At 64.3% G+C, this 21,076-nt stretch carries 20 protein-coding genes; 7 read left to right on the top strand and 13 right to left on the bottom strand.

Translation table 11 applies throughout. From position 1 onward, the window contains the following. Positions 1 to 29: 29 nt before the first annotated feature. Entirely contained in the window at positions 30 to 1,430 is a 1,401-nt protein-coding gene (locus FFS13_RS11720; protein ID WP_137819271.1) for a DUF2868 domain-containing protein, read from the top strand. Further along, positions 1,423 to 2,790 (top strand): GTPase/DUF3482 domain-containing protein, encoded by a 1,368-nt coding sequence (locus FFS13_RS11715; RefSeq protein WP_137819270.1) that lies wholly within the window; start codon positions 1,423 to 1,425, stop codon positions 2,788 to 2,790. Before FFS13_RS11720 ends, FFS13_RS11715 begins: the two co-directional genes overlap by 8 nt. Before the next feature lie 17 nt (positions 2,791 to 2,807). Here the strand turns inward: FFS13_RS11715 and FFS13_RS11710 are convergent, their stop codons facing one another. Beyond that, on the bottom strand, positions 2,808 to 3,638 hold the full coding sequence (locus FFS13_RS11710) for an oxidoreductase (protein ID WP_137819269.1): 831 nt from the start codon (positions 3,636 to 3,638) through the stop codon (positions 2,808 to 2,810). Between the two features lie 128 nt (positions 3,639 to 3,766). Here FFS13_RS11710 and FFS13_RS11705 point away from each other — a divergent pair, with 128 nt between their 5' ends. Continuing rightward, on the top strand, positions 3,767 to 4,669 hold the full coding sequence (locus FFS13_RS11705) for a LysR family transcriptional regulator (protein ID WP_137819268.1): 903 nt from the start codon (positions 3,767 to 3,769) through the stop codon (positions 4,667 to 4,669). A 61-nt stretch (positions 4,670 to 4,730) separates the two neighbouring features. Here the strand turns inward: FFS13_RS11705 and FFS13_RS11700 are convergent, their stop codons facing one another. Genes FFS13_RS11700 through FFS13_RS11690 form a run of 3 tightly spaced genes read right to left on the bottom strand, consistent with a single transcriptional unit; the run spans position 4,731 to position 7,132 of the window. After that, positions 4,731 to 5,525 (bottom strand): thymidylate synthase, encoded by a 795-nt coding sequence (locus tag FFS13_RS11700; RefSeq protein ID WP_137819267.1) that lies wholly within the window; start codon positions 5,523 to 5,525, stop codon positions 4,731 to 4,733. Then, a complete protein-coding gene (gene lgt, locus FFS13_RS11695) occupies positions 5,522 to 6,340 on the bottom strand; it encodes a prolipoprotein diacylglyceryl transferase (protein ID WP_137819266.1) in 819 nt (272 codons plus the stop codon). The genes FFS13_RS11700 and lgt overlap by 4 nt, the downstream gene beginning before the upstream one ends. A 9-nt stretch (positions 6,341 to 6,349) precedes the next feature. Continuing rightward, positions 6,350 to 7,132 carry a sulfite exporter TauE/SafE family protein gene (locus tag FFS13_RS11690; RefSeq protein WP_137819265.1) on the bottom strand — a complete coding sequence of 261 codons (783 nt, stop codon included), beginning with the start codon at positions 7,130 to 7,132 and terminating at the stop codon, positions 6,350 to 6,352. Positions 7,133 to 7,245: 113 nt separating this feature from the next. Between FFS13_RS11690 and FFS13_RS11685 the strand changes: the two genes are divergently transcribed. Further along, entirely contained in the window at positions 7,246 to 7,992 is a 747-nt protein-coding gene (locus FFS13_RS11685) for an NRDE family protein (protein ID WP_137819264.1), read from the top strand. Here FFS13_RS11685 and FFS13_RS11680 read toward each other — a convergent pair. The 3 genes from FFS13_RS11680 to FFS13_RS11670 are packed head-to-tail and all read right to left on the bottom strand — an operon-like array spanning position 7,989 to position 11,699. Next, a complete protein-coding gene (locus FFS13_RS11680) occupies positions 7,989 to 8,885 on the bottom strand; it encodes an SMP-30/gluconolactonase/LRE family protein (RefSeq protein ID WP_137819263.1) in 897 nt (298 codons plus the stop codon). The genes FFS13_RS11685 and FFS13_RS11680 overlap by 4 nt on opposite strands. Before the next feature lie 16 nt (positions 8,886 to 8,901). Beyond that, positions 8,902 to 11,181 (bottom strand): phosphoenolpyruvate--protein phosphotransferase, encoded by a 2,280-nt coding sequence (gene ptsP, locus FFS13_RS11675; protein ID WP_137819262.1) that lies wholly within the window; start codon positions 11,179 to 11,181, stop codon positions 8,902 to 8,904. A 38-nt stretch (positions 11,182 to 11,219) separates the two neighbouring features. After that, entirely contained in the window at positions 11,220 to 11,699 is a 480-nt protein-coding gene (locus tag FFS13_RS11670) for an RNA pyrophosphohydrolase (RefSeq protein WP_119952845.1), read from the bottom strand. A gap of 156 nt (positions 11,700 to 11,855) precedes the next feature. Between FFS13_RS11670 and FFS13_RS11665 the strand changes: the two genes are divergently transcribed. Next, entirely contained in the window at positions 11,856 to 12,509 is a 654-nt protein-coding gene (locus tag FFS13_RS11665) for an HAD family phosphatase (protein WP_137819261.1), read from the top strand. A gap of 1 nt (position 12,510) precedes the next feature. Here the strand turns inward: FFS13_RS11665 and FFS13_RS11660 are convergent, their stop codons facing one another. Both FFS13_RS11660 and ilvA read right to left on the bottom strand, forming a co-directional pair. Continuing rightward, positions 12,511 to 12,951 (bottom strand): DUF2269 family protein, encoded by a 441-nt coding sequence (locus FFS13_RS11660; protein ID WP_137819260.1) that lies wholly within the window; start codon positions 12,949 to 12,951, stop codon positions 12,511 to 12,513. Between the two features lie 53 nt (positions 12,952 to 13,004). Beyond that, positions 13,005 to 14,519 carry a threonine ammonia-lyase, biosynthetic gene (ilvA, locus tag FFS13_RS11655; protein WP_137819259.1) on the bottom strand — a complete coding sequence of 505 codons (1,515 nt, stop codon included), beginning with the start codon at positions 14,517 to 14,519 and terminating at the stop codon, positions 13,005 to 13,007. A gap of 142 nt (positions 14,520 to 14,661) precedes the next feature. Between ilvA and rpiA the strand changes: the two genes are divergently transcribed. Beyond that, on the top strand, positions 14,662 to 15,333 hold the full coding sequence (rpiA, locus tag FFS13_RS11650; RefSeq protein WP_137819258.1) for a ribose-5-phosphate isomerase RpiA: 672 nt from the start codon (positions 14,662 to 14,664) through the stop codon (positions 15,331 to 15,333). A 14-nt stretch (positions 15,334 to 15,347) separates the two neighbouring features. Here the strand turns inward: rpiA and FFS13_RS11645 are convergent, their stop codons facing one another. The 4 genes from FFS13_RS11645 to FFS13_RS11630 form a co-directional block, all read right to left on the bottom strand. Then, positions 15,348 to 16,268, bottom strand: a complete 921-nt coding sequence (locus FFS13_RS11645; RefSeq protein WP_137819257.1) for an SdiA-regulated domain-containing protein — start codon at positions 16,266 to 16,268, stop codon at positions 15,348 to 15,350. A gap of 72 nt (positions 16,269 to 16,340) precedes the next feature. Then, complete coding sequence (locus tag FFS13_RS11640) at positions 16,341 to 17,249, bottom strand: SdiA-regulated domain-containing protein (RefSeq protein ID WP_137819256.1); 909 nt, start codon at positions 17,247 to 17,249, stop codon at positions 16,341 to 16,343. Positions 17,250 to 17,339: 90 nt separating this feature from the next. Continuing rightward, positions 17,340 to 18,005 (bottom strand): fumarylacetoacetate hydrolase family protein, encoded by a 666-nt coding sequence (locus FFS13_RS11635; protein ID WP_137819255.1) that lies wholly within the window; start codon positions 18,003 to 18,005, stop codon positions 17,340 to 17,342. 111 nt (positions 18,006 to 18,116) lie between these two features. Continuing rightward, positions 18,117 to 19,508 carry an FAD-binding oxidoreductase gene (locus FFS13_RS11630; protein ID WP_171006472.1) on the bottom strand — a complete coding sequence of 464 codons (1,392 nt, stop codon included), beginning with the start codon at positions 19,506 to 19,508 and terminating at the stop codon, positions 18,117 to 18,119. A 199-nt stretch (positions 19,509 to 19,707) separates the two neighbouring features. On the opposite strand from FFS13_RS11630, the gene serA reads away from it, so the two are divergent. Next, positions 19,708 to 20,937: a phosphoglycerate dehydrogenase gene (serA, locus tag FFS13_RS11625; protein ID WP_137819253.1), complete on the top strand. Its 1,230-nt coding sequence runs from the start codon at positions 19,708 to 19,710 to the stop codon at positions 20,935 to 20,937. Positions 20,938 to 21,076 lie beyond the last annotated feature (139 nt).

Below are 21,076 nucleotides of genomic sequence, written 5' to 3'. Positions count from 1 at the left end.
CTGGGCACAGCCCAAACACGAGCCGCCACGTGACCGAGCCGAACCGCCCCACCCACGCCCTGTCCTCCCTGGAACGCCTCTGGCTCACCGAAGCCGTGCGCCTGCGCGAAGAGCACGCCGGCCCGCTGGAGGATCGCGAAGCCAACCGCCGCGCCCAGGCCGCGGGCGGCGACCTGGCCAGCCGCATCGAGACCCGTGCGCTATGGCTGGCGCAACGCGATGGCTTGCTCGGCGCATTGCAGCATTGGCGCCAAGGCGCGCGGCTGGCACTGATCGTCCTGCTGGGCCTGGCGCTATTGAGCGGCGCCGGCCTGGCGCTCGCCGCACTGGGCGACGGACAACGGCCGGTCAATGTGTTCTGGGCGCTGGGCAGCCTGCTCGGCTTGCACCTGCTGATGCTGCTCGGCTGGGCCTTGGGTCTGGTATTCGCCGGGGACGGCGGCGGTACGCTGGGTCGGCTCTGGCTATGGCTGAGTGAAAAACTCGCACGAGACGCCCAGGCCGCGCAGCTCGCGCCGGCCCTGCTGCTCTTGCTGCAACGCCAGCGTCTCAGCCGCTGGGCTCTGGGTCTGCTGGTGCATGGCCTCTGGCTAGTGGCGCTACTGATTGCGCTGCTCAGCCTGTTGGCCCTGTTGGCCACTCGCCGCTATGGCTTTGTCTGGGAGACCACCATCCTCGGCAGCGAGACCTTTGTCGCGCTGACCCAGGGGCTCGGCGCATTCCCCGCGCTACTGGGGTTTGCCTTGCCGGATGCCGAACTGATCCGCGCCAGCGGCGCTAGTCCGCTGGCCGTCGAGAGCGCCCGGCAGGCCTGGGCCGCCTGGCTGGTCGGCGTGCTGCTGGTTTACGGCGTACTGCCGCGCCTGCTGCTGTTGCTGCTCTGCCTGTGGCGCTGGCAACGTGGTTACGCGGATCTCAGTCTGGACCTCAGCCTGCCCGGCTACAGCCTGCTGCGCGAACGCCTGCAACCGAGCAGCGAACGCCTCGGTGTGTGCGATGCCGCCCCCAGCCAGCTGCATCAGCCCCAGGCTGGCAGCCACGGGGAAGGCAGCCAGGGCGCGCTGCTGGTGGCCATCGAGCTGGACCCGCAGCGCAGCTGGCCGCCCGCCTTGCCCAAGGGCATCGGCGACGCCGGGGTGATCGACAGCCGCGAGCAGCGCAAACAGCTGCTCGACCAGCTCAGCCGCTTCCCCCCGGCGCGCCTGCTGATTGCCTGCGACCCGCGCCGTTCGCCAGACCGCGGCAGCCTGGCGCTGCTCGGCGAACTGGCGCGTAGCGCAGCCGCCACCCGGATCTGGCTGTTGCAGCCGCCGCCCGGTGAAGCCCTCGACAGCGCGCGCCTGGGCGACTGGCACCGCGCGCTGGAGCAACTACAGCTCAGCCATAGCGACAGCGCGCCGCTCAGCTGGCTGGAGCATGGCCATGACTAAAGCGCTGAAACTGGCCGTGGTCGGCCATACCAATGTCGGCAAGACCTCGCTGCTGCGCACCCTGACCCGCGACGTCGACTTCGGCGAGGTGTCCCATCGCCCCAGCACCACCCGCCATGTCGAGGGCGCACGGCTGTCGGTGGACGGGCAGGCGCTGCTGGAGTTGTACGACACCCCCGGCCTGGAAGACGCCATCGCCCTGCTCGACTATCTGGAACGGCTGGAGCGCCCCGGCGAACGCCTGGACGGCCCGGCACTGCTGGCGCGCTTTCTCGACGGCAGCGAGGCGCGCCAGCGTTTCGAGCAGGAGGCCAAGGTGCTGCGCCAGCTGCTGGCCTCGGATGCCGGCCTCTATGTGATCGATGCCCGCGAACCGGTGCTGGCCAAATACCGCGACGAGCTGGCGGTGCTGGCCATGTGCGGCCGCCCCTTGCTGCCGGTGCTGAATTTTGTCGCCGGGCACAACCACCGCGAGGATGACTGGCGCGACGCCCTGGCCCGTCTGGGCCTGCATGCCCTGGTGTGTTTTGACAGCGTCGCGCCGCCACTGGATGGCGAGCGCCGCCTGTACGACAGCCTGGCGCTGCTGCAGGAAAAAGCCCGCCCGCAACTGCAACGCTTGATCGACGATCACCAGGCGCAACGCCAATTGCGCAAAAGCAGCGGCGCGCGGCTGATCGCCGAACTGCTGCTGGACTGCGCCGCCTGCCGGCGCAGCGTGGCCGCGCAAAGCGCGCTGGAACAAGGAGCGATCCGCGAACTGCATCAGTGCATCCGCCAACGCGAACAAGGCTGCGTGGACGCCCTGCTGCGCCTGTATGCCTTCCGCCAGGACGACGCCAAGGCCGGCGACCTGCCGTTGCTCGATGGCCGCTGGGGCGACGACCTGTTCAACCCGGAAAGCCTCAAGCAGCTCGGCATCAAGGTCGGCGGCGGCATGGCCGCTGGCGCGGCCACCGGCGTGGGCGTCGACCTGCTGGTCGGCGGCATCACCCTGGGCGCGGCCGCCGCCCTCGGTGCGCTACTCGGCGGCAGCGCGCAGACCCTGCGCGGCTATGGCGCGCGGCTGAAGGACAAGCTCAAGGGCCAGCGCGAGCTGACCGTGGACGACGCCGTGCTGCGCCTGCTCGCCCTGCGCCAACAACAACTGCTGCAGGCGCTGGAGGCCCGCGGCCATGCGGCGGTCGAGGCCATCAGCCTAGCCACCCCGCAGGACACCAGCTGGCGTGAAGGCAAGCTGCCGGATGCCCTGAACAGGGCCCGCGCCCACCCCGAGTGGTCGTCACTCAACCCCGGCGCCGCACTTGAAGACAACGAGCGCCAGGAGCAGGTGAAGCGCCTGGCGCAGCAGTTCGACTGACTCTTGAAGGCCGGGGCTCAGGCGCCAAAATCCGTGGACAATGCCAAGGACGCCCACTGCGCCAGCTCCGCTTCTACCAGACGATTCTTGGCGTCGATCCGCGCCACCGTATCGCTACCCAACGGCAGGCGCTGGGGTGGATTCGGCGCGTTCACCAGCGCCAGGATCGCGCCCGCCAGCTTGGCCGGATCACCGGGCTGAGCATGGTTGGCGCCGTGTGCGAAGCGGCGCATGGCCCCCACCGTTTCCTCGTAGTCAGGCAGCTCCAGAGCAGTCTTGACCAGCGACTGGGCATCGAGAAAATCGGTGCGAAAGAACCCCGGCTCAACCACGGTGGCGTGGATACCCAGGGGCGCGAGTTCCTGCGATAGCGCTTCGCTGATCCCTTCCACGGCAAACTTGGTCGCACCGTAAACGCCCCAGCCCAGGTAAGCCTGGTAGCCGCCAATGGACGAGATATTGATCACATGCCCACTGCGCTGCCGACGCATCTGCGGCAGTACCGCACGGGTCACATTGAGCAAGCCGAACACATTGGTGGCGAACAGCCGCTCGGCTTCGGCGGCGCTGGTTTCCTCCACCGCGCCCAGCAGACCGTAGCCGGCATTGTTGACCAGCACATCGAGTCGCCCGAAGTGCTTGATGCCCGCAGCAACGGCCTGCAGGGCCTCGTCCTCGCGGGTGACGTCCAGGCGTACGGCCAGCAGATTGGGCTGTGCCCCCAGGCGCGCGGTGACATCCGCCGGGTTGCGGGCAGTTGCAATCACCGCATCACCAGCGATCAATGCCTGTTCTGCGATCAGGGCACCAAAACCTCGGGACGCGCCAGTAATCAACCAAGTACGCATATCAACTCCTCCTGTTTGAGCACCCGCCGCATGCGGGGTTATCTCGATGAGTTGACGTCACTCTAGAACCTAACTATTGATGTGATAATCCGAACAAAACAGCATGGGCTTTTGAGAAAAATTCACAAATGAAACCAGTCTCCGCCTCTGATCTTGCGATCTTCCTGTGCATTGCCAGGCACCTCAGCTTCAGCCGCGCCGCGGTCGAACTGAACCAGTCGCCATCCGCGCTCAGCCATGCCCTGCGCGCACTGGAACAACGCCTGGGGCTCAGGTTGTTCAACCGCACCACCCGCAGCGTGGCCCTTACCGAGGCAGGAGAGCGCTTGCATGCGCGGATTAAACCGGCGTTCCGCGATATCGATGACGCCCTGGAAGACCTCAACCAGTTCCGCGACACACCGACGGGAACCCTGCGCATCAACGCCGGCCGCCCCGCAGTGCAACTGGTGCTGCTGCCGCTGATCCAACGCTTCCTCGACACCTTTGCCGATGTGCGGGTCGAGGTCTGCGTCAACGACGCCCTGGCGGATGTGGTGTCTGCCGGTTTCGATGCCGGGGTGCGCTTCGGCGAACGCCTGGAGGCCGATATGGTGTCCCTGCCCATCGGCCCCGCCATGCGCTCGGTGGTGGTCGGTTCACCAGCATTCATCCAGCGCCATGGCATGCCGCAAAAGCCCGAGGACTTGCACGGTTTACCCTGCATTCGCCACCGTTTTCCCAGCGGGGTGCTGTATCGCTGGGAGTTCGCGCGCGCCGGCATCGCCCAGGAAATCGAAGTGGATGGCCCACTGACCCTGGATGAAGTCGGCCTGATGCTCGGCCCGGCGCTACACGGCAGCGGTCTCGCCTATGTGTTCGAGGAGATGGTCGCCGAACAGATCGCCGACGGCCGCCTGCTGCAGGTGCTAGGCGACTGGTGTCCGCACTACCCCGGCCTGCACCTCTACTACCCCAGCAGGCGCCAGGTTCCTGCCGCGCTCAGGGCCTTTATCGAGTTCGCCCGCGCAGAGCGAGATAGCAGCGCGTAGCCCAGACAAGGCTGGGTGGTCGTTATTGATCCAACCGCCCCATGCAGAGGCGGTGCAGACCTCAGACCGCGACCGGCGCTTTGATATGCGGGTGCGCCTGATAGCCGACCAGCTCGAAGTCCTCGAACTTGAAGGCGAACAGATCCTTCACCGCCGGATTCAGCTGCATGGTCGGCAACGGCAGCGGCTCGCGCGACAGTTGCAGATCGGCCTGCTCCAGATGGTTGGCGTACAGGTGGCAGTCGCCGCCGGTCCAGATGAACTCGCCCGGTTCGAGGTCGCAGACCTGTGCCACCATCAGGGTCAGCAGCGCGTAGCTGGCGATATTGAAGGGCACGCCGAGGAAAATGTCGGCCGAACGCTGATACAGCTGGCAGCTGAGCCTGCCCTCGGCGACGTAGAACTGGAACAGCGCGTGACAGGGTGGCAGAGCCATTTCATCGACCAGCGCCGGGTTCCAGGCGGAGACGATCAGTCGGCGCGAGTCCGGGTTGTTCTTGAGCATCTCGATCAGCTTGCCGATCTGGTCGATCGAGCCGCCGTTCGGCGCCGGCCAGTTGCGCCACTGGTAGCCGTACACCGGGCCGAGGTCGCCGTTTTCGTCGGCCCACTCGTCCCAGATACGCACGCCGTGGTCCTGCAGGTACTTGATATTGGTGTCGCCCTGGAGGAACCACAGCAGCTCATGAATGATGGATTTCAGGTGGCACTTCTTGGTGGTCACCAGCGGAAAGCCATCGGCCAGGTTGAAGCGCATCTGCTGGGCGAACAGGCTGTAGGTGCCGGTGCCGGTGCGGTCGGGCTTGAAGGTGCCGGTCTCGCGCACCAGACGCATCAGCTCGAGGTACTGTTTCATTGTGCGGCTCCCCGAGTAATGGGTGGTGCAGCGGCGGGGCGACGATAAGCCCAGACCAGCAGGCCTATACCGCCGAGAATCATCGGCGCACAGAGCACCTGGCCCATGGTCAGCCAACCGAAGGCCAGGTAACCCAGCTGGGCATCCGGCACGCGGACGAACTCGACGATAAAGCGGAACAAGCCGTAGCACAGCGCGAACATGCCGGAGACCGCCATGGTCGGCCGCGGTTTGCGCGAGAACGCCCAGAGCACCAGGAACAGCGCCACGCCTTCGAGGGCGAATTGATAGAGCTGCGACGGATGGCGCGGCAGCTGCGCCGGGTCGGTCGGAAAGATCATCGCCCAGGGTACATCGGTGGCCTTGCCCCACAGCTCGGCATTGATGAAGTTGCCGATCCGCCCGGCGCCCAGCCCAATTGGCACCAGCGGCGCGATAAAGTCCATCAGCTCGAAGAAGCTCTTGCCGTTGCGCTTACCGAACCACCAGGTCGCCAGCATCACGCCGATAAAGCCGCCGTGGAACGACATGCCGCCCTTCCAGACCTCGAAGATCAGCAGCGGATTGGCGATATAGGCCTGCAGGTCGTAGAACAACACGTAGCCCAACCGCCCGCCGAGTATCACGCCCATGGCCACCCAGAACACCAGGTCGGAGAGTTTCTCCTTGCTCCAGCCCGGGTCGAAACGCTGCAACCGGTACGAGGCCAGCAGCCAGGCGCCGCCGATGCCGACCAGGTACATCAACCCGTACCAGTGGATTTTCAGCGGGCCGATGGCCAGCGCCACCGGGTCGATTTGCGGGTAAGCCAGCATGTGGACTCCTTAAATCAAGAAACTCGTGCCCACGCAAAGCAGCAGCAGGGCGAACAAACGCTTGAGCAAGCGCGGCGACAATTTATGCGCCAGGCGCGCGCCAAAGCGGGCAAACAGCATACTGGTGATGGCAATCCCGGCCAGCGCCGGCAGATAGACGAAGCCCAGGCTCCACGGCGGCAGCAGCGGATCGTGCCAGCCCAACAGCATAAAACTCAGCGCACTGGCCGCGGCGATCGGCAAGCCACAGGCGGACGAGGTGGCCACCGCCTGCTGCATCGGCACGCTGCGCCAGCTCAGGAAGGGCACGGTCAAGGAGCCGCCGCCGATGCCGAAAATTGCCGAGGCCCAACCGATCAGCACACCGGCCGCACTCAAACCGAGCTTGCCTGGGACACCGCGACTGGCTTGAGGTTTCAGCTCCAGGGCCATCTGCAGCGCGATGATGATCGCGAATACACCGATGACCTGCTGCAGCAGCGGCCCGTTGATCGCCGTCGCCGTCAGCGCACCGAAACCGGCGCCGAGCAGAATCCCGAGGGTCATCCAGGCGAAGATCGGCCAGCGCACCGCCCCCTTGCGCTGATGCTCCAACACCGCGTTGATCGAGGTGAAGATGATGGTCGCCAAGGAGGTACCGACCGCCAGGTGGGTGAGGATCGACGCATCGAAGCCCTGGGCGGTGAAGCTGAACACCAGCACCGGCACTATGATTAGCCCGCCACCCACGCCGAACAGCCCGGCGAGCACACCGGCACCAGCTCCCAGCAGCAAATAGAGCAGAAATTCCATCGACACCCCCGAAAAACCATGCGGCATGGTAACGGATGCGCCCCCACCCCTCCACCGCGACTATGGATGCCACGACGCGCTTCTCGTACAGTGAGGCTCTCCAAGGAGCCTCTATGTGTTTGATCGTATTCGCCTGGCGCCCGGGGCATGCCATCCCCCTGGTGCTCGCCGCCAACCGTGACGAATTCTATGCCCGTCCGAGCCTGCCGCTCGGCGCCTGGGAGGATGCCCCCGGGGTGATCGCCGGGCGCGACCTGGAGGCCGGCGGCACCTGGCTGGGCATCGGTCCGCAAGGCCGTTTCGCCGCGCTGACCAATATCCGCGTCGCGCGCCAGCCACAGATTGGCCGCTCGCGGGGAGAGTTGGTGGCACAGTTTCTTCGCGGCCCGCAATCGCCTGAAGCCTTTTTAGCCGAGCTCGCCCAACGGGCGAGCGACTACGCCGGGTTCAATCTACTGGTCGGTAGCACCCACGAACTCTGGCATTTCAACTCTCACGAAGGCGCGCCGCTGCGGTTGGGCAGCGGTATCTACGGGCTGTCCAATGCCAATCTGAATACGCCCTGGCCGAAGGTGCGGCGCGCCAAGGCGGCGCTCGCCGAATGCCTCGACCCGCCGCAAGCGCCGACATTACTGGGGATTCTGGGCGATCCGCAGCAGGCACCGGAAGCCTCCCTACCGGACACCGGCCTCGGCTTGGCCACCGAACGACTGCTCTCGAGCATTTTCATCGCCGGCCCCAACTACGGCACGCGCGCCAGCAGCGCGCTGATCGTCCAGGCCGATGGCCGGCGGCAACTGGTCGAGCGCAGTTTTGGGCCTTATGGCGCGCATCTGGGCGAGGTCAGCCTGGAGTGTTAGAGCAGCCTGTCGCCAAGGCCATCCAGGGCAAACAGCGGCGCCGCAATCCTCGGGTCGTCGGCATCGGCCACCAACAGCAAACGGCCGTCGGCCTGGAAGGCCAAGCCTTCGATCTTCACTCGTGGTTCCAGTCGAGCCAGCTGCACGATGTTGAAATCCTGATCGAAACGTCCGAGCACACTGCCGACGCAGGCGCCGTCCAGGTAGCTGGAGTCGGTGGCTTCGGCTGCGGCGCTGAAATACAGGCGTCCGGCGGGATCCACGCTGAGGTCGGTCAGGCTCAGTGGCACGCCGTCCAATTCCGCCAGCTGCAACGGCAGGATGCGCAACAGAGCACTCGCGCTTAACTGGCCACTGTCGAGGTCGTCCAGGGCTTGTTGCAGGTCGAGAAACACCAAGGCATTTTCCCCGCCCACCCCATTGCCGCGCTGCGCCAACAGCAACTGCCCGCCGTGCACCACTGCGCCTTCCAGATTCAGCTCGTGGAAATGCTCGGCGAGCTTCAGGTACAGCGGGCCGAGGTCGATGACGCGAACGACTCCGCCCCGGATCAGACAACCGCGACGGCGCCGCTTGGTCGAACCAGAGCCGAGCGCCAGCAAGGCGCCATCGGGCAACAGCAGCAACGCCTCGAAATCCGCTTTGAGTTTTTTGCGCAGCTTGGCGTCTTCGGGCAGCTCGCCGGGTAGCAGCGCCTGCTCAGCCAACCAGGCACCGGTCAGGCTGTAGTGCTGCAGGCTCAGCGCATCGTCGGCCACCAGCCAGAGGCTCGGCCCCTGACAGACCAGCGCGCTGGCCGCCGACAGCCGCAGCTTGGCCAGCAAGCACAGCGACAACGGCTGAGCCGCTTGCGCCAGCAAAGCCGACTGCCCCAGCAAAACCGATTGTTCCATCAAGACAGTACGCCGCTTAGGCCTGAATCATCGCCGCGGGATTGAGTACCCGGCTCAGGCCGAGATTGCGCAAGGCCAGGTGCAGGGCGCTGTGGGTGACCTGCGGATTGTCGAAGCTCATCAGCTGTGCCAGCAGTTCCTTGGCTTTGCTCAGGCTGATCTGCCGCAGCAGCCATTTCACCTTGGGCAGGTTGGTGGCGTTCATCGACAGGCTGTCAAACCCCATGGCCATCAGCAGCACCGCCGACGACGGGTCGCCGGCCATCTCGCCGCAGATGCTCACCGGTTTGCCTTCGGCATGGGCGCCATCGACCACCAACTGCAGCGCCTGCAGCACCGCCGGATGCAGGAAGTCGTAGAGATCGGCGACCCGCGGGTTGTTGCGGTCCACCGCCAATAAATATTGCGTCAGGTCATTCGAGCCGACCGAAAGGAAGTCGACCTGGCGCGCCAGTTCGCGCACCTGATAGACCGCCGCGGGAATTTCGATCATCACCCCGACCGGTGGCAGCGGCACATCGGTGCCTTCGTCGCGCACCTCGCCCCAGGCGCGGTGGATCAGGTGCAACGCCTCTTCCAGCTCATGGGTGCCGGAGATCATCGGCAGCAGGATGCGCAGGTTATTCAGCCCCTCGCTGGCCTTGAGCATCGCGCGGGTCTGCACCAGGAAGATTTCCGGGTGGTCGAGGGTCACACGAATGCCGCGCCAGCCGAGGAAAGGGTTGTCTTCCTTGATCGGGAAATACGACAGTGCCTTGTCACCGCCGATATCCAGGCTGCGCATGGTCACCGGCAGCGGATGGAAAGCCGCCAGCTGCTCGCGATAGATCGCCAGCTGCTCTTTCTCGCTGGGAAAGCGGTCCTTGATCATAAACGGCACTTCGGTGCGATACAGCCCCACGCCTTCGGCACCCCGCTCCTGGGCACGCACCACATCGGCGAGCAGGCCGGTATTCACCCACAACGGCATGCGGTGGCCATCCAGGGTCTCGCACGGCAGCGCGCGCAGCGCACTCAGGCCCTGGGTCAGCTGGCGTTCTTCCTCGACCACCTCGGCGTATTGCTTGCGCAGCACTTCGCTGGGGTTGGTGAAGACTTCACCGTGGTAACCATCGATGATCAGTTGAATGCCATCGATTTTCGAATAGGGCAGGTCGACCGCGCCCATGACCGTGGGAATACCCATGGCCCGGGCGAAAATCGCCACATGCGAGTTACCCGAACCGAGCACCGAGACCAGGCCGACCAGCTTGCCTTCCGGCACTTCGCCAAGCATCGCCGGCGACAGCTCCTCGCTGACCAGAATGGTGTTATCCGGGTAGACCAGGGTCTGCTGCCGCGCCTGTTGCAGATAGGCCAACAGCCGGCGGCCGAGGTCCTTGACGTCCGAGGCGCGCTCGCGCAGGTAGGCGTCGTCCATCAACTCAAAGCGGCTGACGTGCTCGCCGACCACCTGGCGCAATGCGCCCTGCGCCCACTGACCGGTCTTGATCACCGTGGTCACTTCGCTACCCAGGGCGGCGTCGTCGAGCATCATCAGGTAGACGTCGAACAGCGCGCGCTCTTCCGGGCGCAGCTGGGTCGCCAGCTTGGCCGACAGCGCCCGCATGTCTGCGCGCACCGCTTCGAGGGCGTTGTTGAACAGCAGCAGCTCGGCTGCGATATCCTCGACGGTTTTGTCCGGCACCACTTCCAGGTCGGCCGGCGGCAACATGACCACCGCAGTCCCCACGGCCGCACCCGGCGAGCCCGCGACGCCGATGAACTTGGCTTCCTGGATACCCTTGCCCTGCTTGCCCAGGCCGCGGATCGAGCCGGTGGCCTCGGCGTGCGCGATGACCCCGGCGAGCTGGGCGCTCATGGTCACCAGGAAGGCTTCTTCGCCCTCGTCGAACTGCCGGCGCTCCTTTTGCTGGATCACCAACACGCCCACCACCCGCCGATGGTGGATGATCGGCGCGCCAAGGAAGGAGGCGTAGCGTTCCTCGCCGGTTTCGGCGAAGTAGCGGAAGCGCGGGTGGCTGGCGGCGTCTTCCAGGTTGAGCGGCTCCTCGCGGGTGCCGACCAGGCCGACCAGGCCTTCGCTCGGAGCCATGCTGACCTTGCCGATCGAGCGCTTGTTCAAACCCTCGGTGGCCATCAGCACGAAGCGATTGGTTTCCGGGTCGAGCAGGTAAACCGAGCAGACCTGGCTGCCCATGGCCTCCTTGACCCGCTGCACAATGATCGTCAGCGCCGCCTTGAGATCCTTGGCGGAGTTTACTTCCTGGACGATCTTGCGCAGCGTGTTGAGCATGGCTCGGGGTCGGCTCCTTAGTCAGTGGTACAGCGTAGTCAGTCGCGCGCCAACAGGCGCGGCGCTAGTTCCTTGAGCGCGCGGCGGTAGACCTCGCGTTTGAATGTCACCACCTGGCCCAACGGGTACCAGTAGCTGACCCATTTCCAGCCATCGAACTCCGGCTTGCTGGTCAGATCCATGCGCACCCGCTCTTCGGCAGACTTCAGACGCAGGAGGAACCACTTCTGTTTCTGCCCGATGCACAACGGCTGACTGTGGGTACGGACTAAACGTTGCGGCAGACGATAACGCAACCAGCCACGGGTGCAGGCAAGAATCTGCACATCGTGCTGTTCCAGGCCGACTTCTTCGTTCAATTCGCGATACAGCGCCTCTTCCGGCGACTCGTGATCATTGATCCCGCCTTGCGGAAACTGCCAGGCATCCTGATTAATACGACGCGCCCACAGCACCTGACCGACATCATTGGTCAGAATGATGCCGACATTCGGGCGAAAACCATCAGAATCGATCACGGCACACGACCTCGTAAACGCTTGTTTCGGCATTCTTTCACAAAGGTCGTGACAGCAGCAACGCGACTGCCCACCTTATGGGCAGGCTGGGCGAAAGCTCGTATTCTGTGGGCCTTTTCCAGCCCCCGGCTTCAACTAGTGCAGCGAGAATCTAACATGCGCCTGGCTTTATTCGATCTTGATAACACCTTGTTGGCCGGCGACAGCGACCACGCCTGGGGCGATTACCTGTGTGCGCGCGGGATTCTCGACGGCGTGGCCTATAAAGCGCGCAACGATGCGTTTTATCAGGACTACCTGGCCGGGCGCCTGAATATCACCGATTACCTGAACTTCAGCCTGGAGATTCTTGGCTGTAGCGAGATGGCGCAACTCGAGCAATGGCATCGCGAGTTCATGCGCGACTGCATCGAGCCGATCATCCTGGCCAAGGGCGAAGCGCTGCTGGCCGAACACCGCGCGGCCGGCGACAAGCTGCTGATCATCACCGCCACCAACCGCTTCGTCACCGCGCCGATCGCCGCGCGCCTGGGCGTCGACACCCTGCTGGCGACCGAGTGCGAGCTGGCTGACGGTCGCTATACCGGGCGCATGACCGACGTGCCGTGTTTTCGCGAAGGCAAGGTCACCCGCCTCAACCGTTGGCTGCAGGAAAACGGCTTTGACCTGGAAGGCAGCTGCTTCTATAGCGATTCGATGAACGATTTGCCGCTCTTGGAGCAAGTCAGCCGTCCGATCGCCGTCGACCCCGACCCGAAGCTGCGGGCCGAGGCCGAGCGCCGTGGCTGGCCGGTGATCTCCCTGCGCTAGATCAGGCCGGTTTCGCCCCCATCAGGCCGAGAATCGCCAGCAGGAGCAGCAGGATCACCGCGGCGTAAGCCAGATTGAAACGCAGCAGCCGCTGCGGCGCCGGCGTATCGCCCAGCGCTTCCCAGGCGGCCAGGCGACCGGCCAGCAGCAGGCCGAAGAAGACCAGCAGGCCAAACAGCACGGCACTGCCGAGCAGCCAGAACTGGCCCAGCGGCCAGCCGACCCCATGCACCAACTGCCAGCCGCTGACGGGCAGCGTCACGGCCAACACGCCCATGACCGGCAGGCTGATCAGGCGAGTGCGGCGCAGCTTGCGGAGCAGTACGCCCGGCTCGCCGCGCCGCTGGGCCTTCCATAGCAGCACGAGATGGGCAATCACACCGAGCGGCAGCAGGACGGCGGGCAGACTGTGGAGAATCTTCAGCAGCAGGTAGTGATCCATCATTGCATCCCTGTCAATAATCTTATTGAGCCTAGAAGGCCGCCCGCAGGTGCTTAACCGAGAAACAGTTGATAGGCCGGGTTATCGCTCTCATCCCAGTACGGATAGCCGATCTCCCCCAGCGCCGTCGGCACCAGATGGCGCTCGCCCGTCGGCACTTGCAGGCCGACCACCACACGCCCATCGGCGGCGCCGTGGTTGCGGTAGTGGAACATCGAGATGTTCCAGCGCCCGCCGAGCTTGTGCAGGAAGTTGAACAGCGCACCCGGCCGCTCGGGGAACTCGAAGCGATACACCACCTCATCGCTGACCCGCACCGCATGGCCGCCGACCATGTGGCGGATATGCAGCTTGGCCAGTTCGTTGTCGGTCAGGTCGAGCACCGGGAAACCCTGCACCTGCAGGTTTTTCACCAGCGCCTCCCGCGGGTCGGTCTCCGGGTGGGTCTGCACACCGACGAAGATGTGCGCCTCTTTGTCGCTGTGGTAGCGGTAATTGAACTCGGTGATCTGGCGCTTGCCGATGGCCTCGCAGAACGCCTTGAAACTGCCCGGTTTCTCCGCAATGGTCACGGCGATGATCGCCTCGCGACCCTCACCCAGCTCGGCGCGCTCGGCGACATGCCGCAGGCGGTCGAAGTTGACGTTGGCGCCCGAATCGATGGCCACCAGCACCTGGCCGCTGCAGCCTTCACGCTCGACGTATTTCTTGATCCCCGCCACGCCCAGGGCGCCGGCCGGCTCGGTGATCGAGCGAGTGTCGTCGTAGATGTCCTTGATCGCCGCACAGATCTCGTCGGTGCTGACCGTCAGCACCTCGTCGACATAGTCGCGGCAGATATCGAAGGTGTGCTTGCCGATTTGCGCCACCGCCACGCCATCGGCGAACAAGCCGACCTGGCTCAGCACCACGCGCTCGCCGGCGGCCATCGCCGCTTGCAGGCAGTTGGAGTCGTCCGGCTCGACGCCGATCACCTTGATCTCCGGGCGCAGGTATTTGACGTAGGCGGCGATCCCGGCGATCAGCCCACCGCCGCCGACCGGAACGAAGATCGCGTCCAGTTGGCCGGGATGCTGGCGCAGGATTTCCATGGCCACCGTGCCCTGGCCGGCGATGGTGTGCGGGTCGTCGTAAGGGTGGATGTAGACGTAGCCCTTTTCCTCGACCAGCTTCAGCGAATAGGCCAGCGCCTCGGGGAAGGAATCGCCATGCAGCACCACCTTGCCGCCGCGCGAGCGCACGCCATGCACCTTGATCTCCGGGGTGGTCTTGGGCATGACGATGGTCGCCTTGATGCCCAGCTCCTTCGCCGCCAGGGCCACGCCCTGGGCGTGATTACCCGCCGAGGCAGTCACCACCCCGCGCGCAAGCTCCACCGCGGTCAATTGCGCCAGCTTGTTGTAAGCGCCGCGAATCTTGAAGGAGAACACCGGCTGCAGGTCTTCGCGCTTGAGCAGGACCTGGTTGCCGAGGCGCTCGGACAGCTGATGAGCAGATTGCAGGGGAGTTTCCACCGCGATGTCATAGACCCGCGAGGTAAGGATTTTTTTGACGTACTGTTCGAGCATCGGGAGGCATCGCAGGCAGGCTTGCAGGGATCACGGAGTCTACCCCAGGCGTCCGCCGAACGACCATACGAATCCCGGGGTTTTGCCGCGCCATACCGCTATAATCCGCGCCTTCAGTTTTTCCGTTCGCCGTGGAGCCCGCATGACTCAGGATCAGCTCAAACAGGCAGTGGCGCAGGCCGCTGTCGACTTCATCCTTCCACAACTCGATGACAAGAGCATCGTCGGGGTCGGCACCGGCTCCACCGCCAACTGCTTTATCGACGCCCTGGCCCAGCACAAAGCCGCCTTCGACGGCGCCGTGGCCAGCTCGGAAGCCACCGCACAGCGCCTGAAAGGCCACGGCATTCCAGTCTACGAGCTGAACAGCATCGGCGACCTGGAGTTCTACGTGGACGGCTGCGACGAGAGCAACGAGCGCCTGGAACTGATCAAGGGCGGCGGCGCGGCACTGACTCGCGAGAAAATCGTCGCCGCGGTGGCCAAGACCTTCGTCTGCATCGCCGACGGCAGCAAACTGGTGCCGCTGCTCGGGACCTTCCCGCTGCCGGTGGAAGTCATCCCCATGGCCCGCAGCCATGTCGCCCGCGAACTGGTCAAGCTCGGCGGCGATCCGGTGTATCGCGAAGGGGTGACCACCGACAACGGCAATATCATCATCGACCTGTTCAACCTGCAGATCGGCAACCCCCGCGAGCTGGAAGCGCAGATCAACGCCATAGTCGGCGTGGTCTGCAATGGCTTATTCGCCGCACGCCCAGCCGACTTGCTGCTGCTGGGCACCGCGGACGGGGTAAGAACCCTGCGCCGCTGATCGACCGCAGCCGATCACTCGGGCTTCTTCTTGAACAGGTAAAACAGGTTCGGCTCGCTGACCAGGTAGATAGTGCCGGCATCGTCGCTAGCAATGCCTTCGGCCTGCGGCACGGATTTCTTCAGCCCGTGCTGACCGCGCAACAGCGACAGGCTGCTGATCGGCCGGCCCTCGGCATTCAGCTCCAGCACCAGCCGCGACTCATCGGACAGCGCCAGCAGATGGCCGCTGCGCTGGTCGAAGTCGAGGCTGGACAGGTCGCGGACGAACAGGCCGGCATCGCGCTCGGGGTCATCGACCACATGCACGGCGAAGGGGCGCTCTGGATGGGTGTGGGGAAAGCCGTGCACCTCATAGATGCGCACCGGGTCGCGTTCCTTGGCGACGAACAGGCGCTCGCCGGCCGGATCGTAGGCCAGGCCCTCGAACCCCTTGTTGCCGCTGAGGCCGATGCCCAGCGTCAGTTGCTGGGCATCGGCAGCCTCGATCGGTGCCGAGCCCTCGCCCAGGCGCACCTTGATCAGACGCTGTAAACGCTCGTCGGTGATCACATAGAGACCCGGGCTGATGTACTCGATCGCCTCCGGATCGCCAAACCCCAGCAAGGGAATGCGCCGCAGAATCCGCCCATCCAGCGACAACTCGATGAGCTGCGGATTCTGGTTGGTGACGGTGAACAGCGTCTTGCGGTCCGGGTCGTAGGTCAGTGCGGAGACATCATCGTCGAGCCCGGCAATCGGCTGCGCCTCGATGACCACCCGATAATCCGGCAGCCAGATCGAGACCGCCCGCCACTCACTGCCATGGCGCCATTCCTGCACTTGGAACCAGGCCCGCTCGAACAGGCGGAACTCCTGAGCCGCCACCGCCAACAGCAACAACAGGCCCAGCAACAGGACGCCCAGCAGGCGCTTCAGGGTTAGCAGGCGATGCATTCGGTTGAGCTCACTAGGGCAAGATCCGCTAGAAATAACATAGCCACACCGAATTGAAGCTTAACGCCCTAGTTAGGTGGGGTCCTTGCGGAACACATAGAAGAGATTGGGCTCGCCGACCACGTAGATATCGCCCGCTTCGTCCATGGCCACGCCCTCGGCCTGCTGGATGCCGTGTTCCAGGCCATTCAGCCCGCCGATCAGGCTGATAAAGCTGAGCGGTTCGCCCTGCTCGTCCAGCTCCAGCAACAGCCGCGACTCGTCGGACAGTACCAAGGTGTGGCCAGTGCGCGGGTCAACGGTCAGCGACGACAGATCGCGGACGAATAGATGCCCGGCCGGCATCGACTGCATCACCCCGGCGCCGCCCTCCTCGCCGGGAAACGGCAGGCTGAACAGGCCCAGCGGGCTGCGCTCCTTGGCCAGCAGCAGGCGCTGGTGGCGCTCATCCCAGGCGATGCCTTCGAACCCCTTGTTGCCGGCATCGGCAAAGCCCAGATCGAAGGACTCCAGGTCGCGCGCATCGATGCTCTCGGCGACATCGGACAGGGCGAAGGCCGTCAGCTGCCGCGTGCGCTCGTCGATGATCGCCAGGCGGCCATCGCCCAACACCTCAACGCCCTCGGGGTTGGAGAAGCCGAGCAGCTCGATGCGCCGCAGCACCTCGCCCTGACGCGACAGCTCGACCAGCAGCGGATGCTTGCCAGTGACGGTGAACAGGGTGCCGCTGAGCGGGTTGTAGGTCAGGCCCGAGGTCTCGTCGTCTTCCAGCCCTTCCAGCAGCTTGGCCTGGAGCACCGCGCTGTAACCCGGCAGCCAGACGCTGGCGTCGCGCTCACCCTTGGACAGGTGCTGCTCCTTGAGCCAGAAGTAGGCGCGGGCGTCCCAGTGCAGGTAGTCGATCAGCGCGGCGCCGGCGAACAGCGCGGCGGTCAGGGCCAGCCAGTGCGGACGGAGAAAACGGGAGAGCAAGGCAGGCATCGACGACGACTCGGCTGAACGATATGGGCTCAGACTAACCTTTATCGGTTAAGGTTCCTTCACCGGCGCGGTTGGCGCCGCACCCCAGGGTCAGAGCACCCGGCTGACGAAACGCGAGTGTCCGACCAACTCCAGCACCAGCTCATCGCCCTGGCTCAGCGGGCCAACACCCACCGGCGTGCCGGTCAGCAGCACGTCGCCCGGTTGCAGGCTGAAATGGCCGCAGATATGTTGGATCATCGGCAGTATCGGGTTGAGCATGTCGCGACTGTTACCGTCCTGGCGCACTTCGCCGTTGATGCTCAGGCGAATGCCGATGTCGGTCAGGTCTTCGATTGCGCTGCCCGGCACGAAGGGCGCGAGCACGCAGGCGCCGTCGAAGGCCTTGGCGACTTCCCAGGGATAGCCCTTCTCCTTGAGCCTGGCTTGCACGTCACGCAGGGTCAGGTCGAGCGCCGGGGCGAAGCCGGAAATGGCATCCAGCACCTCTTCCTGGTTCGGCGTGCGCGACAAGGGTTTGCCGATCAGCACGGCGATTTCCGCCTCGTAATGCACCGCGCCGCGATCCACGGGAATGCTGAAGCCCCCCTCCAGCGGCACCACGCAGCTGCCCGGCTTGATAAATAACAGCGGCTCGCTCGGCACCGGGTTATCCAGCTCCTTGGCGTGCTCGGCGTAGTTGCGGCCGATGCAGACCACCTTGCCCAGCGGGAAGTGGATGCGGGTGCCATCGATGTATTGATGCTGGTAGCTCATCGCTGCTTTCCTGTGCTGTAGAGCAAATGCAGTTGAACGTAGGAGCGGGCCATGCCCGCGAATCGGCGACGAAAAGCATCGCGGGCATGGCCCGCTCCTACAGTAAAAGTCTCAGGCGAAGATCTTGCCCGGGTTCATGATGCCATTGGGGTCGAAGACGGCCTTGATCGCCTTCATATAGGCAATCTCGGCTTCCGAACGGCTGTAGCTCAGGTAGTCGCGCTTGGTCATGCCGACGCCATGTTCGGCGGAGATCGAGCCGTTGTACTTCTGCACTATCTCGAACACCCACTTGTTCACCGTGGCGCACTTGGCGAAGAACTCGTCCTTGCTCAAATTGTCCGGCTTGAGGATGTTCAGGTGCAGGTTGCCGTCGCCGATGTGGCCGAACCAGACGATCTCGAAGTCAGGGTAGTGTTCGCCGACTATAGCGTCGATATCGTGCAAGAAGGCCGGAACTTTCGCCACGGTCACCGAAATATCGTTCTTGTACGGGGTCCAGTGCGAGATGGTCTCGGAGATGAACTCGCGCAGTTTCCACAGGTTCTGCAACTGCTGTTCGCTCTGGCTCATCACGCCATCGAGCACCCAGCCCTGCTCGACGCAATGCTCGAAGGTGGCCAACGCCGCGTTGGCGACTTCCTCGGTGCAGGCCTCGAATTCCAGCAGTGCATAGAACGGGCAATCGGTTTCGAACGGCGCCGGCACATCGCCACGCGCCAGCACCTTGGCCAGCGCCTTGTCGGAGAAAAACTCGAAGGCGGTCAGGTCCAGCTTGTTCTGGAAGGCATGCAGCACCGGCATGATCGAATCGAAATCGGCCGCGCCGAGCACCATCGCGGTGAGGTTCTGCGGGGCGCGATCGAGGCGCATGGTGGCTTCGACCACGAAACCCAGGGTGCCTTCGGCGCCGATGAACAGCTGCCGCAGGTCGTAGCCGGTGGCGTTTTTGATCAAGTCTTTGTTCAACTCAAGCAGATCACCCTTGCCGGTGACGACTTTCAGCCCGGCCACCCAGTTGCGGGTCATGCCGTAGCGAATCACCTTGATGCCGCCGGCATTGGTGCCGATATTGCCGCCAATCTGGCTGGAGCCGGCCGAGGCGAAGTCCACCGGGTAGTACAGGCCCCGTTCTTCGGCGTACAGCTGCAGCTGCTTGGTGACCACGCCCGGCTGGCAGACCACGGTGCGATCGAATTCGCTGAAGGCGAGAATCTGGTTCATGTAATCGAAGGCCACCACCACTTCGCCATTGGCGGCGACGGCGGCGGCAGACAGCCCGGTACGGCCACCCGAAGGCACCAGCGCGACCTGCTGGTCATTCGCCCAGCGGACGATGGCCTGCACCTGCTCGATGCTCTTGGGAAAGACGATGGCCAGCGGCGCCGGAGCGAAATGCTTGGTCCAATCCTTGCCGTAGGTGTTCAGGGAGTCGGCGTCGGTCAGCACCTTGCCAGGCTCAACCAGGGTCTTCAGCTGTTCAATCAGGGCAACGTCGGTCATCTGCGGAACTCTCGCAATATTCATGGTCGCCCTGAGAACGTTTCAGGTCGCAACCGAGCAAGGAAAAAGGAGAACATGCTAGCATACGCACCCCGCGAATCGTGCCCTCGGCTCGCTTTGCGGCAGCGGCTCCACGCCGGCTCGGCCGCCCGCGCTGTCCGCTTTCCCTGACATTTTTACCGGGACAACAGGTACTCAGATGAGCAAGACCTCTCTCGACAAGAGCAAGATCAAGTTCCTTCTCTTGGAAGGCGTCCATCAATCCGCCGTGGACACCATCAAGGCTGCCGGCTACACCAACATTGAGTACCTGACCGGCTCGCTGCCCGAAGATCAACTCAAGGAAAAGATCGCCGACGCCCATTTCATCGGCATTCGCTCGCGCACTCAACTGACCGAAGAGATCTTCGACTGCGCGAAGAAGCTGGTCGCGGTCGGCTGCTTCTGCATCGGCACCAACCAGGTCGACCTGAACGCCGCCCGCGAACGCGGCATCGCGGTATTCAACGCGCCCTATTCGAACACTCGCTCGGTGGCCGAGCTGGTGCTGGCCGAAGCCATCCTGCTGCTGCGCGGCATCCCGGAAAAGAACGCCTCCTGCCACCGTGGCGGCTGGATCAAAAGCGCGGCCAATTCCTTCGAGATCCGCGGCAAGAAGCTCGGCATCGTCGGCTACGGCTCGATCGGCACCCAGCTCTCGGTGCTGGCCGAGGCGTTGGGCATGCAGGTGTATTTCTATGACACAGTGACCAAGCTGCCGCTGGGTAACGCCACCCAGGTCGGCAAGCTGCACGATCTGCTCGGCCTGGCCGATATCGTCTCGCTGCACGTGCCGGAACTGCCGTCCACCCAGTGGATGATCGGCGAGCCGGAAGTCCGCGCGATGAAGAAGGGCGGCATCCTGATCAACGCCGCCCGTGGCACGGTGGTCGAGTTGGACGCCTTGGCCGATGCGATCAAGGACAAGCACCTGATCGGCGCCGCCATCGACGTGTTCCCGGTCGAGCCGCGCTCCAACGATGAAGAGTTCGAGAGCCCGCTGCGCGGCCTGGACAACGTGATCCTGACCCCGCACATCGGTGGTTCCACCGCCGAAGCGCAGGCCAATATCGGCCTGGAAGTGGCCGAGAAGCTGGTCAAGTACAGCGACAACGGTACCTCGGTGTCCTCGGTCAACTTCCCGGAAGTGGCGCTCCCCGCCCACCCCGGCAAGCACCGCCTGCTGCACATCCATGCGAACGTGCCGGGCGTGATGAGCGAGATCAACAAGGTGTTCGCCGACAACGGCATCAACATCTCCGGCCAGTACCTGCAGACCAACGAGAAGGTCGGCTACGTGGTGATCGACGTCGACGCCGACTACTCCGACCTGGCGCTGGAGAAGCTGCAACACGTCAACGGCACCATCCGTAGTCGCGTGCTGTTCTAAGCGTTACTGCAAAAAAGGGAGGCTGCGGCCTAATGCCAGTCAGTTAAGCTGATTGGCATTTTTGTTTCTGATCGGATATTTCGGGGATTTGAGCCTGATAGCCCGAGGATAAATACGCTCTTCTCGCCGATGCGGCAGG

This window comes from Pseudomonas sp. 2FG (assembly GCF_005502935.1).
Taxonomy (GTDB): Bacteria; Pseudomonadota; Gammaproteobacteria; order Pseudomonadales; family Pseudomonadaceae; genus Aquipseudomonas.
Note: the sequence above shows the minus strand (reverse complement) of the source record. Positions and strands in the feature narration are given on the sequence as shown.

Coding starts and splice junctions, on each gene's coding strand:
- FFS13_RS11715 (WP_137819270.1), top strand. CDS start 1,423: ATGACTAAAGCGCTGAAACTGGCCGTGGTCGGCCATACCAATGTCGGC.
- FFS13_RS11710 (WP_137819269.1), bottom strand. CDS start 3,638: ATGCGTACTTGGTTGATTACTGGCGCGTCCCGAGGTTTTGGTGCCCTG.
- FFS13_RS11705 (WP_137819268.1), top strand. CDS start 3,767: ATGAAACCAGTCTCCGCCTCTGATCTTGCGATCTTCCTGTGCATTGCC.
- FFS13_RS11700 (WP_137819267.1), bottom strand. CDS start 5,525: ATGAAACAGTACCTCGAGCTGATGCGTCTGGTGCGCGAGACCGGCACC.
- lgt (WP_137819266.1), bottom strand. CDS start 6,340: ATGCTGGCTTACCCGCAAATCGACCCGGTGGCGCTGGCCATCGGCCCG.
- FFS13_RS11690 (WP_137819265.1), bottom strand. CDS start 7,132: ATGGAATTTCTGCTCTATTTGCTGCTGGGAGCTGGTGCCGGTGTGCTC.
- FFS13_RS11685 (WP_137819264.1), top strand. CDS start 7,246: ATGTGTTTGATCGTATTCGCCTGGCGCCCGGGGCATGCCATCCCCCTG.
- FFS13_RS11680 (WP_137819263.1), bottom strand. CDS start 8,885: ATGGAACAATCGGTTTTGCTGGGGCAGTCGGCTTTGCTGGCGCAAGCG.
- ptsP (WP_137819262.1), bottom strand. CDS start 11,181: ATGCTCAACACGCTGCGCAAGATCGTCCAGGAAGTAAACTCCGCCAAG.
- FFS13_RS11665 (WP_137819261.1), top strand. CDS start 11,856: ATGCGCCTGGCTTTATTCGATCTTGATAACACCTTGTTGGCCGGCGAC.
- FFS13_RS11660 (WP_137819260.1), bottom strand. CDS start 12,951: ATGGATCACTACCTGCTGCTGAAGATTCTCCACAGTCTGCCCGCCGTC.
- ilvA (WP_137819259.1), bottom strand. CDS start 14,519: ATGCTCGAACAGTACGTCAAAAAAATCCTTACCTCGCGGGTCTATGAC.
- rpiA (WP_137819258.1), top strand. CDS start 14,662: ATGACTCAGGATCAGCTCAAACAGGCAGTGGCGCAGGCCGCTGTCGAC.
- FFS13_RS11645 (WP_137819257.1), bottom strand. CDS start 16,268: ATGCATCGCCTGCTAACCCTGAAGCGCCTGCTGGGCGTCCTGTTGCTG.
- FFS13_RS11640 (WP_137819256.1), bottom strand. CDS start 17,249: ATGCCTGCCTTGCTCTCCCGTTTTCTCCGTCCGCACTGGCTGGCCCTG.
- FFS13_RS11635 (WP_137819255.1), bottom strand. CDS start 18,005: ATGAGCTACCAGCATCAATACATCGATGGCACCCGCATCCACTTCCCG.
- FFS13_RS11630 (WP_171006472.1), bottom strand. CDS start 19,508: ATGACCGACGTTGCCCTGATTGAACAGCTGAAGACCCTGGTTGAGCCT.
- serA (WP_137819253.1), top strand. CDS start 19,708: ATGAGCAAGACCTCTCTCGACAAGAGCAAGATCAAGTTCCTTCTCTTG.